Genomic DNA, 16,965 nt, shown 5'->3' on the forward strand with positions numbered 1-16,965 from the left:
CGTACAGGATTCGAACCTGTGACGTTCTGATTCGTAGTCAGACCCTCTATCCAGCTGAGGTAACGCCGCAACGCACGGAATATAATGCCACCGCCGTACGGGTTCGTCAAGCGGGGATTTATCCTTTTTTGAAAAAGCACGACATGCAGCATATTTGCTGCTCGCGCCAAGAAAACCGCTGGTACGAACCCTAGAGATGCTCCGTCGCCTTGCTCACGATGGGAGTTGGGATCGCGCATGCCACGGTCTTGCCGAACGTGGAGTTCATGAACGGGAACATGCACATACGGAACGCAAGGTTCTTCTTCATGGGCACGAGCTTGCGCTCGTAACGCGCAAGCGCCTCCCCCGCCACGCGGCCGCCCGCCTCGTATGCCTCGGCCACCGACGTTCCCGCCATGATGCCCGAATTGAGCGCAAACGAGATGCCCTCGCCCGAAGTGCACGACAAAAACCCGCCGCCCTCGCCCGCCAGCAAGATGCGGCCGCGACCCGCAACGAGGTCCGCCGGACGACGCAGGTGAGCGGCGAACCACTTCTCACGCGCCACGGATTCGCCGAGCGGGTAGCGCTCGCGCAAAATCTTCAGCACGTCTTCGTGCTTGCGCTCGCAATCCGTGCTGCCCGGATAGAACACCGACCCGACGATGGCGACATCGCCCTTGGGCATCAGGTACCCGATGCCGTAATCGCGCGAGAACTGCTTGCAGCACAGCGCATCGAAACATGGATCCAGCGCGCCCCGCTCGATGCGGACATACTCCTGAACGGTGATGTAGCGGTCGAAGGGACGGATCCCCAAACGCTCGCGGACCGTCGCGCGCGGGCCGTCTGCCGCGATGAGGTAGCGAGCGCGGAGCGTCCTGTTTGCACGGGAGCCTGAAGCCGTAAGCCCACGCACCCGCACCTCGACGGCAACCGGAGATTGCTCCACGTCGACCAGTCTCGTCGACGGAACGACCGTCACGGTAGCGGGAAGCAGGCTGAGCAGCCACTCGTCGAACAGCGCGCGGTCAACATTGAGAAAGCGCACATCGGTCGCCTTGGTGACGTCGTAGTCGAGGTGGTGGTACCGGAAGGTGATCCAGCGCGGGTCGAGCACCATCTCCTCGGGAACACCGCCATAGGGCGCAAGCGCGCGCTGCGTGTACACGTTGAGCATGCCTCCGCAGCTTTTATAGCGCGGCAGTGAGCCCGCCTCGATCAGCAGCACGCGTGCGCCGCCGCGGGCGCTTTCCACCGCCGCCATGATGCCCGCGGGCCCTGCACCCACGACGATGACATCGTATGTATCCGCACACGCATCCACCGTCGTAAACGGCGCGCTGACGTTCCATCGCATTGCCATGATGCACACCTTCCGCCAAACCGACCCGTGCAAGTATACCCGAGGCCCGCTACGCCGCGGAATCGTACTCCATGAGGCGATAGGCGATGCCGATGGTATCCAGGTAATCGCAGATAAGGGTAAAGCAGTCCTCGCCGGCCCAGATCAGCCGCATCGCACCGAGAAGCTGTCGGCGATCCTCCGCCCCGAACTGGCGCTCGAGCGCTCTCCTGCCATCAGGGGCAACAACCGCCTCGATGGTATGCACCCCGCTTCCAAAGCAAAAGACCGTGAGCTCGCCACGGCTTGTGCGGGTGACCCGCAGTCCGCCGTCCGTATCCACCCAGCACTGAACCTTAACCCACTCACCCGCCAATTCGCCCTCGTACAGATCGACCACCCATGCTGACAGCTTGCTCATCGTGCACCCCTCTCTTCGTGCAACCCCAACGTAGCAGCAGTATACCCACGATATCGAACATTTGTTCGTGTATTCTTTGTTCGCTTTGTCCTCCGTTGTCCGCGCGACGTGATAGGCTGAAGCCGCCGCATGAAAGGAGTCCGTATGGCCTATCCCGTCCTCGATCTGCACTGTGATACCGCCGACCGCCTTGCCTGGCAATCGGTGGACAGGCGCTACCATACACTCGCCAACCTCGAGGGGTTCGACCCCATCCGCAGCGAGCACGAGACGACGCCCTCGCTCGCCCAGGGCGACGGTCATCTCACGCTCGCTTCCATGGGCGCCACGCCCTGGGCCCAGTGCTTCGCGTGCTTTATCTACGACGAGTTCCCGCCTGAGGAGACGCCTCGGTTCTTCCGCCAGGTCATGGACCATCTCGAGAGCGAGCTGAACCGGAACGACAACGCCATCGCACTCGCGCGAAGTGCGGCGGACATCCGCCCTGCGCTCGAGGGCGGCAAGCACGTCGCCGTGAAGAGCATCGAGAACGCCCGGCTCTTTGCCGCGGATCCCGACCTGGTGCACGAGGTGGCCTGCGAGGGCGTGCTCATGGCCTCGCTCAGCTGGAACGCGCAGGGCCCGCTCGCGAGCGGCCACGACGTTGAGGACGCGGGCATCACTCCGCTGGGCGCCGAGGTCATCCGTCGCATGGAAGACGAGCGCATGATCTTGGACGTCTCCCACCTCAACGACACCTGTTTCGATGACGTCGTGCGCCTTGCCACCAGGCCCTTTGTCGCCAGCCATTCGAACAGCCGGGCCGTCTGCGGGCACCTGCGCAATCTCACCGACAGCCAGTTCGCCGAGATCCGCGACCGCGGGGGTTTGGTCGGCCTCAACTACTGCCCCGACTTCCTGCGCGACGATGCCAGTGTGCACGAGCCGACGGCCGACGATCTTTGCCGCCACATCGAGCACTGGCTCGACCTCGGCGGCGAGGACATCATCGCGCTCGGCAGCGACTTCGACGGTACCGACCTGCCCGCATGCATCTCGTCGGCAGCCAAGATGCCCGAGATTCAGGCGGCCTTCGAGCACCGCTTCGGCGAGGCTCTCACCCGCAAGCTCTGCTCCGAGAACGCCCTCGCCTTCTTCGAGCGCTGGGGCAGCTGAATGTCCTAAAACAAACATCTCCGTCCTGAAAGTGGACAAAGAAGGCCGGCAGCCCTGGAGGAGCTGCCGGCCTTGTCGTGTATCTATGGTAGGTTGCGCCTACGCCTGGGGCTCGATGCGCTCGAGACCGCCCATGTAGGGACGCAGGACCTCAGGCACCGTGATGGAGCCGTCGGCGTTCTGGTAGTTCTCCATGATGGCGGCCATGGTGCGGCCGGTGGGCAGGCCGGAGCCGTTGAGCGTGTGGACGAAGCGCACACCCTTGAAGTTCTCCGGGTCGCGATACTTGATGTTCGCGCGACGCGCCTGGAAGTCGCCGCAGTTGGAGCAGGAGGAGATCTCCTTGTAGCTGTTGTAGCTCGGCAGCCACACCTCTATGTCGTAGGTCTGACGCGCCGAGAAGCCAAGGTCGCCGGTGCACAGGCTGATCACGCGGTACGGAAGACCGAGCTGCTGCAGGATGTACTCAGCCTCAGCCGTCATGCTCTCGAGCTCCTCGTCGGACTGCTCGGGCGTGGCGAACTTGACCATCTCGACCTTGGTGAACTGGTGCTGGCGGATGATGCCACGCGTGTCGCGGCCCGCGGAGCCCGCCTCCTCGCGGAAGCAGGGGGTGCCAGCGGTGTAGCGCAGCGGAAGCTGCGAGGCATCGAGCACCTCGCCGGCGTGCAGGTTCGTCAGCGCGACCTCGGCGGTGGGGATCAGGAACTGGTCCTCGCCCGTGTGGTAGGCGTCGTCCTCGAACTTGGGCAGCTGGCCCGTGCCGTACATGATCTCGCGGTTCACGATCACCGGCGGGATGAACTCCTTGAACCCACGGGAGATATGCGTGTTCAGGAAGAAGTTCTGCAGCGCGCGATCGAGCTGGGCGCCAGCGCCGGCAAGCACGGTGAAGCGGGCGCCGGACAGTTTGGCACCGCGGTCGAAATCGAGGATGCCGAGGTCGGTGCCCAGATCCCAGTGCGCCTTGGGCTCAAAGCCCTCCGCGGCGAAGTCGCGCGGGGTACCCCAGCGACGGCGCTCGGGGTTCTCGGTCTCGTCGACGCCCACCGGCGTGGCCTCGTAGGGCAGGTTGGGCAGGTGAGCCATGAAGTCGGCGAGCTCGGCCTCGAGCTCGGAGCGACGATCGGCCAGGCCGTCGATCTTCTCGTTGACCTCGCGCACGGCCTCCTTGGCGGCCTCGGCCTCGTCGCGCTTGCCCTCGCGCATGAGCGCGCCGATCTTCTTGGACTCGGCGTTGCGCGTGGCCTGCAGCTCCTCGACCTCGGTGATCACGGCGCGACGCTCGTCGTCCAGCGCGAAGAACTTCTCGCGATCCCACGACGTCTGGCGGTTGGCCATAGCGGTATCGATGACGTCCGGGTTCTCGCGAACGAATTTGATGTCAAGCATGATGCCTCCGATTGGAAATGCGCCACCTGCGCTGCCATGATGTACAACTCAGGTTGGCGGCATGACTGTGCACAGGCAAGTATATACTTGTGGGAGTTTTTTCCCGAGTGAGAAGGCGAGAAGGCATCAGATGGACGCGTTTTTTTCCTTTCTGTTTAACACCCGCGAAGGCGTAGCGGTGCTTTTCGTGGCCGGCATCGTGATTTTCGGCATCGCCGCGTTCGTGCTCGAGAAGCGCACGCACAAGCTCTACGTCGACCGCGGTCCCGCGGACGACGATGACGACGGCTTCTGGTCGTAAGCAGATCGCAAGGCGAACCTGCGCGCCCCGGATGCGATTCGGCTTTGGCCGGCTTTCGCATCCGGGGCGTTCGTGTGCCCATAGGATGGGCAACAGGTAGCATTTCAGACGCGTTTCGAGCCGGACGGCAGCGGCCCTGGCTGAAAATGCGGGTTATGTACCCGCCACCGAGACCGAAAGGCGTCTACCTACTCCCATTCAACCCCAGCTGGCGAGATGAGGTAGTCCACTATGGCTGCTATGACTAGTATGGCCGCTATTTTGACATACCGTTAGGTACCTTGCGGGTACATAAGTTACCTTTTCAGCCAAAGGGCTCTGGGACGTGAGCCAAAAGCCCGTCCCAGAGCTCCTCGAACGCGATTTCCCAAACACCTAAAACCAAAAAGTGCGCAGTATCGGCAAACCTGCCCTACACGAGGTCGGGATACAGCGGATGGACCTCGAGCATCTCGTCGACGCGCGCACGCACCCCCGCGAGCACAGCGGGGTCGTCCGCACCGAACACGGCCCGCGCGATCATAAGACCGATCTCGTGGAACTCATCCTCCGTGAACCCGCGCGTCGTGGCGGCAGCGGAACCGGCGCGGATGCCGCTCGTCACGAACGGCGAGCGCGGCTCGCCCGGAATCGCATTCTTGTTCACCGTGAGGCCCACGCCCTCGAGCAGGACCTCGGCGTCTTTACCCGTCACGCCGGCGGGCGTCAGGTCGACCAGACACAGATGGTTGTCCGTTCCGCCGGAGACGAGCCGCAGCCCGCCCTCGATTAGCCCGCGGCCGAGCGCTGCGGCGTTGGCAACCACATGCTCTATATAAGTGGTGAACTCGGGGCGCAGCGCCTCGCCGAACGCGGCGGCCTTGCCGGCGATCACATGCATGAGCGGCCCGCCCTGCGTGCCGGGGAACACCGCCTTGTCGACCGCGCGCGCCAGCTCCTCGCTGTTCGTGAGGATGAAGCCGCCGCGCGGGCCGCGCAGCGTCTTGTGGCTCGTCGACGTCACCACATCGGCATATGGCACGGGCGACACATGGGCGCCTGCGGCGACAAGGCCTGCGATATGCGCCATGTCGACCATCAGGCGCGCGCCCACGCCATGGGCGATATCCGCGAGACGCGCGAAATCGATGGTACGCGGATAGGCGGAGGCGCCGGCGACGATCAGCGCCGGACGCTCGCGGCCGGCCAGTTGCTCCACCGCGTTGTAATCGATGACCTCGGTTTCAAGGTCGACCCCGTAGGGCACGAAGCGATACAGCTTGCCCGAGAAGTTGACCGGGCTGCCGTGCGTCAGATGCCCTCCTTGGTCGAGCGCCATGCCCAGCACGGCGTCGCCCGGCTGGAGCAGCGCGGTGTAGGCAGCCATATTGGCATTCGCCCCGGAATGGGGCTGCACGTTGGCAAACGAGCAGCCGAACAGCGCGCAGGCGCGATCGCGGGCGAGGTTCTCGATCGCGTCCACCCGCTCGCACCCGCCGTAGTAGCGGCGCCCGGGATAGCCCTCGGCGTACTTGTTGGTGAGCACGCTGCCCTGCGCTTCCATGACGGCGCGGCTCGTGAAGTTCTCCGATGCGATAAGCTCGATGCACCCGCGCTGGCGCTCGAGTTCAAGATCGAGCATAGCGGCGAGCTCCGGGTCGCCCGCACGCATATTCTCAAGAGCCATAGCCGCTCCTTTCGTCGTCTGCCAACCCGATTCGACGCCCGCCGAGCATAGCGGGGCGAGCGCGTAGTCTTTTCAGCCTACGACCGACGAGCGGCAAATACCAGCACCCACCCGCGGACAGTCCGGACAAGGTGGCCGGCGGCCCGAGCCTCTACCCGCGGTTGCGTCTGCGCCCTACCGGTCGACGCGAACATCGGGATATACTAGACGGATAGACTGCGGGCGCCCCAAGCCGGACCGCTCGCCCTACCGAACGATCGAGGGACCATGAAGCACCGCGAATCCCAAATTGACCCGTTTAACGCAGGCGAGCCCGAGCTGCCATGGGATGCGCCCGAGACGCAGACGCTCGACGACGGACACGAATGCGAGCTTCCCGAGCACAGCTACCAAAGCCCGCTCAAGACCCCCGACGCGTACGATGCCCCCGATACCGACGAGCCGAAACGCCCGGCGCAACCCGCCGGCTCGCGCGCACAGCGGCGGCATCGACAGGGCGTAGGCGCTCCCACCCGGCCCGTCTCGTCCGGAACGGACAAGCCGCGCAGACGCGGCTGCGGCTGCCTGACGATCGTCATCATCGTCATCGCCCTCAACATCCTGCTCCCCACGCTGGCGTTCATCCCCCATTGCACGGGTGTCATGCTCGAGGACGACGCCATGGAGATCACCTGGAACACCGAGGACACCTACGAGGACGAGGAGCGCCAGGAGGACGAACGCGAGATCGAGCAGCTGGCGGAAGACACCCTTGACGGCGTGATCGCCGCTGACAGCCGCGCGCGCACGCTGATCGCCGCCAACTTCGAAACGGCTTTCCGAGATAACCTCGGCTACTCCGTGCAGGACCTGGGCATCGACACCCAGCAGTTCGTCGACTGGGCGCTCACGGACTTCGACTACGACATCACCGATGTCTATGCGTTCGACGACAACGAGAGCTGGGGCGAGGCCTACGGCTCGGTGTTCTTCGACGCGACGACCCCCGACGTCGCCGCCTTCTACAATTCGTTCTACACCGCCGCGCACGACTTTTTGATTGCCAACAACCTGACCGACCCTGCGGCCGTGATGCCCAACGACGAGCGGCGCTCGGCGTTCCAGGCGCTCTTCACGCAGCAGCTCGACGCGCTGCGCACCACCAGGACGGTCACCGAGGTCGCAAACATCGACTTCGCGAGCACGAATGACGGCTGGGTCGTAAAAGAGGACTACTACGACTCGGCGATGCAGTACATCTTCAGGCTGTACTAGGCGCTCCGGAGCCAGACGGCGGCGCTGACGGCGCGGGCTTTAGCGCTCCCCCGCCACGCGCGCGATGTGCATCGCAAGGTAGCCGACCTCGAGCTCGCTCACCGGAACGCCCAGCAGGCGCTCCATCTCGGCGCACACGGCGGCAGCAGCGCGATAGCTCTCAGGCGCACCCGACCTGATGGCGGCATTCACGTCGATCGTCAGGCATTCGCCGTGCAGGATGCGCGTGACCATGTACTTCACGTGCGTCATGAGACGGTTGTAGTCCATCGACAGCACGTCGATCGGCATGCCCGTGATGCGCTCGACCGCATCGATGCAGGCGCGGGTGAGCTGCGCTATCTGCATCGCCTGCTCGACGTGACTCGAATCGAGGGCGGAGTGGACATGCAGGGCGATGAGACCCGTCTCGTCGTCGCCCAGGGTGATGCCCATCCGCTGCTCCAGGTCGCGCACGCCGCGATGGGCGACCTCGAACTCCTGCGGGAAGAGGGCGCGGATATCCTCGGTGAGCGGATTGCTGAGCGCGCCACCGCCTCGAACGCGCGCGACGGCGAACGCCAGGTGATCGGCAAGCGGCAACAGCATGTTCTGGTCGATGGGCCCGAACGTCGTGCATGCATCCTCGTAGATGTCTTCGGCAACGTCGAGAACGTCGGGATCGAGCCGCTCCACCAGCTCCCGCGACGTCCCGCGCTCGCCGTTAGCCTGAGAAAGCAGGTACAGCTGGACCGATCCGGGCTCGCCCAGACGCTCCGCGCGCTCGCCCGGCTTGCGGCCGAATCCCACGCCCTTGCCCACGACGAGGTATTCGCGCGCCTCGTCGGTATCGAACGCGAGCACGGCGTTGTGGTTGAGCGGTTTGGTGATGCGATACATGTACGGACCCTTCCGGACGGCATCGAACGCGGATATCGGGCGGCTCCCGGCGCGCAGGGGGCACCGGGAGCCGCGGCAAAGCGGATGTCTGCAGCGCCTCTCTACGCCTCGAAGATATCGACAGCGAGCAGATCGTCGCCCTGATTCACCTGGCCAAACGCCAGCTGGCGAACCTCATGCTTTCCGTCAGTCGTCGTGACCAAAACGGGCGTAGAAACGCTCGGGGCGTTGGCGCGGATGAAATCGAGATCGAACGTCAACAGTGTATCACCGCGCTTGACCTCGTCGCCCTGCGCCACGTGGGCGGTGAAGCCCTTTCCGCCCAGCTTGACGGTGTCGATGCCCACGTGGCAGAGAATGCCCGTGCCGTCCGGGAGCTCGAGGCCGACCGCGTGCTTGGTGTCGAACACGAACGCCACCTTGCCGTCGCACGGGGCGACGAGCTCGCCGGTCGCAGGCACCACGCAGGCGCCGTCGCCCATCATCTTCTGGGCGAAGACGGCATCCGGGCACGCCGTGATGGAGAAGGCCTCGCCGGCAAGCGGGCTGCCCAGAGTGATGGTGGCAACGGGCTCGCGCGGTGCCGCGGGCTCCGCAGCCTGCTCGGGCTCTGCCGGCGCAGCGGGCTCGGCCTCGGCGGGAGCTGCAGCGGGCAGTGCCGCCAGGTATGCCTCCAGCTCGGTCTTGATGACGTTCACCTGCGGGCCGTACACCACCTGCACGCCCTCGCCGCGCTTGATGACACCGGCAGCGCCGGTAGCCTTGAGCTGGCCCTCGTTCACGAGAGCACCGTCGTGCACCGTCACACGCAGGCGGGTGGCGCAGCAGTCGACGTCGCGAATGTTGGCGGCACCGCCCAGGCCAGCCGCGATCTGCACGGAACGCTCGTCATCGCCTGCGGAACCGCTAGCGGCACCGGACTTCTCGCCCTCCTTGCGAGCGTTGTAATCGGCCTTGGTGTAGAGCTTGGTCTCGGCGTCGCCCTCCTCGCGGCCGGGCGTCGCGAAGTTGAACTTCTTAATCAGGAAGGTGAACAGCAGGTAGTACACGGCGAAGAACGCGATACCCAGCGGGATGATGAGCAACCAGCTCGTCTTGTCGTTGCCCTGCAGGATGCCGAACATGAACAGGTCAAGAAAACCGCCGGAGAAAGTGAGGCCCACGGTGATGTTGAGCAGGTAGCAGAGCATGTAGGCGAGGCCGGCGAACACGGCGGAGATACCGAAGAGCACGGGCGCCACGAACAGGAAGCTGAACTCGAGCGGCTCGGTGATGCCGGTGAGCATGGAGGTCAGCGCCGCGGAGAGCAGAAGGCCGCCCACGGCCTGCTTGCGCTCGGGCTTAGCAGCCTGGTACATGGCGAGCGCGGCGCCCGGGAACGCGAAGATGTACAGGACGAACTCGCCGGTGAAGCACCAGGTGCCCGCCGTGGAGAAATGCGTGACGGTCGGGTCGGCCAGCTGGGCGAAGAAGATGTTCTGGGCACCGTAGACCATCTGGCCGGCAACCTCCATGGAGCCGCCGACGGCCGTCTGCCAGAAGGGCAGGTAGAAGACGTGATGCAGGCCGAAGGGGATGAGCAGGCGCTTGATCATGCCGAACAGGAACACACCCACCGGGCCGGCGCTCGCCACAGCGTAACCCAGCGCGTTGATGCCGTCCTGGACGGGCTGCCAGATGAAGAACATCGCGATACCCACAAAGGTGAACACGACGGTGGAGATGATCGGCACGAAACGCGAGCCGCCGAAGAACGAGAGCGCTTGGGGCAGCTGGATCTTATAGAACTTGTTGTGCAGCGCCGAGGTGCCCAAGCCCACGATGATGCCACCGAAGGCGCCCATCTGCAGCGAGGTGATGCCGAGCACGCTGGCCGTCGCGCCGTCGATAAACTGCTCGACACCACCGGTGAGGGCGATCATCGCCGAGATGGCGGAATGCATGACGAGGAACGCCACCGCGGCGGAAAGGGCGGCGACCTCCTTCTCGGCGCGGGCCATGCCGATGGCGACGCCCACGGCGAAGATGAGCGGCAGATTGTCGAAGATCACGCCGCCGCAAGCGGAAAGCACCGTGAAGACATCCCAGGCGATGGTGCCAGGCCCCATGATGCCCAGCAGGTTGTACGTGGCAAGAGTGGTCTCGTTCGTGAACGAGCTGCCGAGGCCCAGAAGCAGGCCGGCCACCGGCAGAACCGCGATGGGAAGCATGAACGAGCGTCCCACGCGCTGAAGGATCCCGAAGATCTTGTCCTTCATGTACGCCTCCTAGCGTTCGTGCGTCCGTATGGACGCGGCTGATCCCGGGAAGACCCGGGCCGAGCATCGCGTGCTTGCTCAAGGGGGCGCATGATGGCGGGGCGTGCTGGTGAGCGCTTTCTGCCGGCATGAAAAAAGCACCGACCAACGACAACACCCGCGACGACCACGCGCCGCCTCGAAAGCCGAAGGTTAGTGCCTGCCTACCAGTTACACGCCTTGCTATGCGATTCATGGTCATTCTGCCGTGGACGCGTATGGGTGCGGAAGAATGCCGGCGGCGAGTGGTCGATTTTTACGGGCAAACGGCATGTCCGCCGGCACATCACCCCGTCCGAGCTGCGCGGGCATCGCTTGCGAAGGCAACGAGTTCGAGCGCGAGCGACGCCGCAGCGTACAGAGGCCACACGCCTGCGACGCCGAACGCTGCGACCACCCAGCCGCCCGTGGCCGACGCGAGAGCGCCCCCGCCGCGCAGAGCGAGCGACTGCACGGACGCCATTCCGGCGCGCTCTTCGGAGGGCACGGCGTTGTGCAGCACCGTTTGCTCGATGACGCTTCGCGCGGCGATGCACACGTAATAGAGCAGATAGACAGCCGAGAAGAGCCAAACGTTCGCCGCGAAGGCGAAAAGCAGCAGACAAATCGCGGCAGCCACGTGCACAAGACCGTACAGCATGCGGCGTCCTTGGCGGCCCAGCGCCTGCGAAAGCGAAGCGCCCCAGCGCATGGCGGCGCTGCTTCCCAGCGCCGCGGCGAGCGTGCCCGCGCAGTTGAGGGGACCGAGCATCCACTCGCAACCCACACCGGCGAGCTGCTGGAACGCGAGCTGCCAGTAGGTTTCGACTGCGAGCATGACGATGCCGGCAGACGCGGAGTTGACGAGCACCAGGCGCACGTCGCCCGGGGCAGCGAGGGTCGCACGCATATCGGCAAGCGCCGCGGCCAAGCTGGAGCGCTTGGCGCCGACATGCCGCGCGTCGCGCGGGAACAGGATGGCCGCCCCGACGAGCACGCAGGCCGTCGCGCCCACAACGACGCAGATGAGCAGCGCATAGCTCGCATCGAGCGAAGCGAGCAGGCCGCCTGCAAGCGCCCCGATGCCCACACCGCCAGACTCAAGCAGGGCGAGCCTACCGTTCAGGACATCCAGCGCGGCGCAGCGCTCCCTCGCATCACCGTGATAGGCCACCACACGGTCAAGCTCGATCGCCTCGAGCGTTCCCGTGCGTGCTGCCAGCGCAAGACCGCGAAGCGCGCTCGACACCGCCACGACGGCGATACCCGGCGGCAGCAACAGCACGAGATGCGCCACGACCTGCAGCGCCATCGCCCAGCAAAAGAGCCTGCGGCGACCGAGCATATCGGCGGCGACACCGCTCGGAACCTCGCAGACGGCGGTGACCACCAGTGTGATGCTCATCACGAGCGGCAGTGTTGCGAAGGTCGCGCCGCGGGCGAGCAGCATGAGCGAAAGCACCGGCGTCTCCAGGCCAATGCTTACATTGAGCAGTAAGAGCACCATCGCATGTGAGAGCGGGAGCACGCCAGCCGGTCGGCGTGTGTCCGGCTTCGTCCGCATACTTCTCGTTTTCATAGCAGACTCCTCCCCACCCCGCGCGGTGCGCGAGGCGCAATGCGACATGACGTGTTCGGTTGTAGAGATAGCGCTATCCCTCGCGCTTACTCCTCGGGCTGGCGATGCGGGAAGAACATCAGGCTGAACTCCCAGGGCACCGTACCTTCCCGTGGCGATTCGTGCGCCTCCAGAAACGCGGCGATACGACGCTGGAGCTCGTGCGCCTCCTCCTCGGTGAGATATACGAAGCCGTCGCGCAGGTCACCGTGGGCCAAACCGAGCTCCTGCTCGCGATTGATTTCAGACGATGCGATATAGGAGCGCAGCGCGTCGTAGGTGCGCTGATGGAGGTAATCGATCAGGAATGCCTTTTCCTCCTGCAGGTCGTCGCGCGCGCCAGCGCGAACGTTCACCGACGTAGGGATGAAACGCCAGTACTTGGCCGTGATGCCGCGAATGAGCTCGGTGTGGTCGAGCTCGACCAGCCCGAGCTTCTCGAGCTTTTTCATGTGGTGCGTGACCGACGAGGCGGAAATGCCCATGGCATCGGCCAGCTGCTTGCAGGTGGCCGGGCGCGCCATCACCTGCATCTCGTGCAGCAGGCGCTGGCGTTGCGGATTCATATAGATGTCGAGTTGTTCACGCGTGGTGATGTCGATGCTGGCTTGCGGCATGGGACTCCCTTCTTTTGTTACACGTTATAGTACGTTACACGTTCTGTAACGTCAAGGGAAAACTGCTCCTACTCGGCCGAGCATTTCTCGTACAGGCACGCATATCCTTTACCGTATCTTTGCAAAGCATACTTGTCTAATTTTGCAAAGTTTGCTATGCTTATATTGCAAAGCTAGCTTGTCATCTCCGTTGCAAGCATAGGCGTAAGGAGGGGTATGCGCACGAGAATTAAAGAGCTCAGGCGTGCCAACAAGCTCTCTCAGGCAGAATTGGCAGACGCCGTCGGAACCACAAGACAAACCATCACCTCAATCGAAATAGGAAAGTACACGGCATCCCTCCCGCTTGCCTTCAAGATTTCTCGCTATTTCGGACTCGCCATCGAAGAGGTTTTCGATTTTTCGGAAATCGACGGAGAGCTGTAGGCATCCAACGTGTCGGGCGACCCCCACAGACAGGAGCCATCATGAACAAGAGCCTCTATACCCTGCACGAACAGACCGCCAAACGACTTCGAGGAGAGACGGTCAGCCTCGTGCTGCTCATCGCCGTCTTCATCGCCATCTTACTGCTCACGCTGGACAACGCACTCCCCGCGGCACACGGCGACCCGTTCGTCTCGAGCTTTCTGGGCGGCGCCCTGTGCGGGCTGCTCGCCACGGCGGCGGTCGTCACCCTTGCCAAGATTGGCGAGCTGCGCCGAGCGCTGACCTCCGATATCGAACTGCGACGCCTTCATGCCAAGGAGAATGACGAGCTCGCACGCCATCAGGAAGCAGAGGTCAGCCGTCTGCTCGCCCGCGCGCAGCTGCCGATCTTCGTCATCTGCATCGTCGTCGCCGGCGCCTTGAGCCGAGAGGCGATGATCGGGGTGGCCACACTCGCCGTCGCCTGCTCTCTCGCGCGCATCGCCATCCGCCTGCATGTCAAGCGCTCCTACCATACTGCCGAGGAATAACCGTATCCATCCTGACCTGCAGGGCAACCATCAGTTGACACTTGTTGGGACAGGCAGGGCATAACCCGGCGAAGCGCCCGGTACAATCACAGCAGAGGCGAGAAATCAATGAGGAGGCCGACGATGGATGCCCGCAACGCCGATCGCATCCCCCTGAGCACGCAGCTGCGCGAGCTGCGACGCGCACACGGCTATACGCAAGGACAGCTCGCTATTCGCCTGAGGCTGACGAGACAGGCGATATCGAAGTGGGAAAACGGCCAGTCCACGCCCGACCTTGATAACCTTCGGCAGCTGTCCGGGCTCTATGGCTGCAGCGTTGACGAGCTGCTTGGCATGCCCGCCGCGAGCGATGCAGCCCGTGCCGTCCCCACGCCGTCCGAAGGCGCGCGCATTATGCGCGACCGATCGCTGGTGTGGAAGCACGCACTGCTTTCCGGCGGTGTTCTTGGCCTTGAATTGGCGCTCGTCAACGCCCTGCACGAGGCGTTCGACCCCATGACGTCCCCGCCGATTATGCTGGTGTTTTGCGGCATCGCGCTGCTGTGCGGCGTCAAGTTGTTCTCGTACACCGTGGAGTATCGCCAGCGCGGCGGCTCCAAGGTGTTGGCGGTCCTTGAGCTTGCACTCGTGCTATTGGGATTGGTGGCTCCCCTTGCGCTCGGCGCCACACCGACAGCAATGGCCATCTGCTCGCTCCTGGGCTTGCTGTGCGTTTTCTGCGCGAATCGCATCTTCGCGTGGCGGCTGCTATACCAGCGCCCCTGGAACCCGCGCGAGGATTTCCGCGATCCCTTGGGCCGCCGAAACCATACGCTGCGGTGATGCGAAAAAGGCCTGAGGTTTTTCACATGTTCACGCCGAAAGTCGGCAGCTGGCGCCAAACCCCACAATGCCCGAACCTCCGCTCCTATAATCAAGAAGAGGCGCAATCAAGCGACCGCCCCCAAAGGAGGAGGAAATCATGACCGATAAGTAGCTGGACAACAACAGCCTCGAGCCCGAAATCCCCGAGCCCCCCCCCGAGAACCCCGAGATGTCCGATGGGCAGCTTGAAGAAGCGACAGGCGGCTGGAACACTACGCGGCCGGTCTACTACGTGTTCTGCAGGGAGTGCCGCAGCGCATTTTGCTGCTACAATGACGAGCAGGTCAAGCAGATCGTCACGAACCCCTGCCGCAGGTGCGGAGCCCCGAACACCTCCCTGCACATCGACCCCAACCTGTGCCCTCCGCCCGTAGAGTACTAGGGCTTGGCGCATGCTCGAGCTTACGCAGCAGATGGGGGCTGCCAACGGAGCGGCCTCTCGCTGGAAGTACGATCTCGCAACCCGACCAGAGTAATCTGCCGCGGCTAGCTGCTACTGCATTTTGCGTATTGAGCCGCCGTGTTACACGTATGCCCCGCTAGACGGGGCATACTGCTGTCTATTCGATTGAACGACTGGGCTACTCCGCCTCGCCGCCGATCACATCGAGGCCCTCGATGCCCAGGCGGTCGACGGTATCGGCCTTGAGCCACAGCTCGTCGCGGTTGCGCGACAGGAAGTCGCGACCGCTGTCGGCAAGCTCGTGGGCGGGTGTGCGGTCGACGGGCAGCTCGTACAGCTCGTCATCGTACGTCACGACCTCGTAGTTATCGCCGCTGAGCGTCACGCTGCGCAGCTCGATCGCGTCGGTGTCGACGCCCTCGGGGTACTTGCCGCCCAGAGGGTCGAAAAAGAAGAACCCCACGATGATGAAGATAATAACCAGAACGCTCGCGACAACGCGACCTTGCCGGGTACAGCCATGGCATCCCCCTCCCGCATGCTGAACGATTTCGATTATGCCGATTGAACAGCGGGAATAAGAGACTGTCAACGGTTAGTTGATGTTTGGGAACATGCTTCGGGATAATGGGATGACGTGCCGACAACCTTCGTAACCGCTCCTGGCACTCGGATGAAAGGACAGCGATGCCGCAGTTCACCCAGGACACCGTCATCAAGCAGGGCTCATCCGCAAGCGACGAGCTGCTCTGCGAGGCCGCGGGGCTCCGCTGGCTCGCGGCGGCGGAGGACGCCGGCGGCATACGGATCGCCCGGGTGCACGAAGCGTCGCGCGAGCGCTTGGTCGAAGAGCGCATCGCGACCGGCGCGCCCTCCCGCGCGGCAGCGCGCCGCATCGGCGCCGCCCTTGCCCATCTGCATGCAGCCGGCGCCTCTTGGTGGGGCTGTCCGCCCGACGGCTGCCCGCCAAGCGCCACGGGAATCGGACGCGCCGGCACGCCCTATGCGCCACGCGGAGCCGCATCGAGCTGGGGTGCGTTTTTCGCCGAATATCGCATGATGTACTACGTGCGCATGCTGCGTGACGACGGCACCTTCGGCCCGCGCGAGGCGGCGCTGCTGGAACGCGTGGCATCGCGCGTCGCCGCGGGCGATTTCGACGCGGAGCAGCCTGCACTGGTGCGCGCCTCCGGAGCCACCTGCGCGCGCCTGCATGGCGACCTGTGGGCGGGCAACGTGCTCTATCTGGCAGACGCAAACGCCCCGACCGGAGGCGCGCTCATCGATCCCATGGCATACGGTGGTCATGCCGAGACGGACCTCGCCATGCTGCAGCTCTTCGGGTATCCCTATCTGGAAGACGTGCTCGCAGGCTACGACGAGACCTCGCCCCTCGCCCCCGGCTGGCGTGAGCGCGTGGGCCTCCATCAGCTGGCGCCCCTACTGCTGCACTGCGTGCTGTTCGGCAGCGGATACGTCCCCGAAACGCTCGACACGGCCCGCCAATACCGCTGAGCCTTGGCCTCTTCCGGCTACGTCCCCAAAGGCGCCAAGATGGCCTCTTTGGGGACGTAGCCAGAAGAGGCCAAACCGGAAAAGGCTGCTATACTCAGGACGTCAACCGAGTGGAGCATGGGGCTCCGCAGCGCGTGTAGCGGCGCCATCGGTATGACGGAAAGGCTGGATACGGTGCGGATTCGCTAGATAACACCCCTGATGTGTTTGATAACGTCTGACTTGCGGATTTGATCACCCGGAGCTTTCGGGAATGGTCACGAAAAACTTTCGGGTTTGGGCATGGGCACGCCGACCATCCCCAACGGGGCCTAA

At 64.1% G+C, this 16,965-nt stretch carries 16 protein-coding genes; 7 read left to right on the forward strand and 9 right to left on the reverse strand.

The genetic code is table 11. From position 1 onward, the window contains the following. Nucleotides 1-190: 190 nt before the first annotated feature. Nucleotides 191-1,348: an FAD-dependent monooxygenase gene (locus tag H6A16_RS10175; RefSeq protein ID WP_204618834.1), complete on the reverse strand. Its 1,158-nt coding sequence runs from the start codon at nt 1,346-1,348 to the stop codon at nt 191-193. A 49-nt stretch (nt 1,349-1,397) separates the two neighbouring features. Next, on the reverse strand, nt 1,398-1,748 hold the full coding sequence (locus H6A16_RS10180) for a hypothetical protein (RefSeq protein ID WP_204618837.1): 351 nt from the start codon (nt 1,746-1,748) through the stop codon (nt 1,398-1,400). Between the two features lie 144 nt (nt 1,749-1,892). Between H6A16_RS10180 and H6A16_RS10185 the strand changes: the two genes are divergently transcribed. Then, a complete protein-coding gene (locus tag H6A16_RS10185; RefSeq protein ID WP_204618839.1) occupies nt 1,893-2,903 on the forward strand; it encodes a dipeptidase in 1,011 nt (336 codons plus the stop codon). Between the two features lie 99 nt (nt 2,904-3,002). Here the strand turns inward: H6A16_RS10185 and serS are convergent, their stop codons facing one another. Further along, the gene (serS, locus tag H6A16_RS10190) at nt 3,003-4,295 is read right to left on the reverse strand and encodes a serine--tRNA ligase (protein ID WP_204618841.1); all 1,293 of its coding nucleotides are present in this window, start codon (nt 4,293-4,295) and stop codon (nt 3,003-3,005) included. 130 nt (nt 4,296-4,425) lie between these two features. Between serS and H6A16_RS10195 the strand changes: the two genes are divergently transcribed. Further along, nucleotides 4,426-4,596: a DUF6724 family protein gene (locus H6A16_RS10195; RefSeq protein WP_204618843.1), complete on the forward strand. Its 171-nt coding sequence runs from the start codon at nt 4,426-4,428 to the stop codon at nt 4,594-4,596. Between the two features lie 412 nt (nt 4,597-5,008). Here H6A16_RS10195 and glyA read toward each other — a convergent pair whose 3' ends face one another. Further along, nucleotides 5,009-6,262, reverse strand: a complete 1,254-nt coding sequence (gene glyA / locus H6A16_RS10200) for a serine hydroxymethyltransferase (protein WP_204618845.1) — start codon at nt 6,260-6,262, stop codon at nt 5,009-5,011. Nucleotides 6,263-6,529: 267 nt separating this feature from the next. Between glyA and H6A16_RS10205 the strand changes: the two genes are divergently transcribed. After that, on the forward strand, nt 6,530-7,516 hold the full coding sequence (locus H6A16_RS10205; protein WP_204618847.1) for a hypothetical protein: 987 nt from the start codon (nt 6,530-6,532) through the stop codon (nt 7,514-7,516). A gap of 39 nt (nt 7,517-7,555) precedes the next feature. On the opposite strand, the gene H6A16_RS10210 is transcribed toward H6A16_RS10205, so the two are convergent. The 4 genes from H6A16_RS10210 to H6A16_RS10225 form a co-directional block, all read right to left on the reverse strand. Then, a complete protein-coding gene (locus H6A16_RS10210; RefSeq protein ID WP_204618849.1) occupies nt 7,556-8,395 on the reverse strand; it encodes a PRD domain-containing protein in 840 nt (279 codons plus the stop codon). Nucleotides 8,396-8,496: 101 nt separating this feature from the next. After that, the gene (locus H6A16_RS10215) at nt 8,497-10,653 is read right to left on the reverse strand and encodes a PTS transporter subunit IIABC (protein WP_204618851.1); all 2,157 of its coding nucleotides are present in this window, start codon (nt 10,651-10,653) and stop codon (nt 8,497-8,499) included. A gap of 325 nt (nt 10,654-10,978) precedes the next feature. Further along, on the reverse strand, nt 10,979-12,250 hold the full coding sequence (locus tag H6A16_RS10220) for an MFS transporter (protein WP_204618853.1): 1,272 nt from the start codon (nt 12,248-12,250) through the stop codon (nt 10,979-10,981). A gap of 86 nt (nt 12,251-12,336) precedes the next feature. After that, complete coding sequence (locus H6A16_RS10225) at nt 12,337-12,906, reverse strand: winged helix-turn-helix domain-containing protein (RefSeq protein WP_204618855.1); 570 nt, start codon at nt 12,904-12,906, stop codon at nt 12,337-12,339. Between the two features lie 216 nt (nt 12,907-13,122). Between H6A16_RS10225 and H6A16_RS10230 the strand changes: the two genes are divergently transcribed. The 3 genes from H6A16_RS10230 (at nt 13,123) to H6A16_RS10240 (ending at nt 14,690) form a co-directional block, all read left to right on the forward strand. Then, nucleotides 13,123-13,332 (forward strand): helix-turn-helix transcriptional regulator, encoded by a 210-nt coding sequence (locus H6A16_RS10230; RefSeq protein ID WP_204618857.1) that lies wholly within the window; start codon nt 13,123-13,125, stop codon nt 13,330-13,332. 41 nt (nt 13,333-13,373) lie between these two features. Further along, a complete protein-coding gene (locus tag H6A16_RS10235; protein ID WP_204618859.1) occupies nt 13,374-13,865 on the forward strand; it encodes a hypothetical protein in 492 nt (163 codons plus the stop codon). Between the two features lie 123 nt (nt 13,866-13,988). Beyond that, nucleotides 13,989-14,690 (forward strand): helix-turn-helix domain-containing protein, encoded by a 702-nt coding sequence (locus H6A16_RS10240; RefSeq protein WP_204618861.1) that lies wholly within the window; start codon nt 13,989-13,991, stop codon nt 14,688-14,690. A 623-nt stretch (nt 14,691-15,313) separates the two neighbouring features. Here H6A16_RS10240 and H6A16_RS10245 read toward each other — a convergent pair. Beyond that, nucleotides 15,314-15,598, reverse strand: coding sequence for a hypothetical protein (locus H6A16_RS10245; RefSeq protein ID WP_204618862.1), 285 nt, complete (start codon nt 15,596-15,598; stop codon nt 15,314-15,316). Between the two features lie 224 nt (nt 15,599-15,822). On the opposite strand from H6A16_RS10245, the gene H6A16_RS10250 reads away from it, so the two are divergent. Further along, nucleotides 15,823-16,650 (forward strand): fructosamine kinase family protein, encoded by an 828-nt coding sequence (locus tag H6A16_RS10250; protein ID WP_204618864.1) that lies wholly within the window; start codon nt 15,823-15,825, stop codon nt 16,648-16,650. Nucleotides 16,651-16,965 lie beyond the last annotated feature (315 nt).

It is taken from the genome of Collinsella tanakaei, from assembly GCF_016900375.1.
In the GTDB taxonomy this organism is placed as follows: domain Bacteria; phylum Actinomycetota; class Coriobacteriia; order Coriobacteriales; family Coriobacteriaceae; genus Collinsella.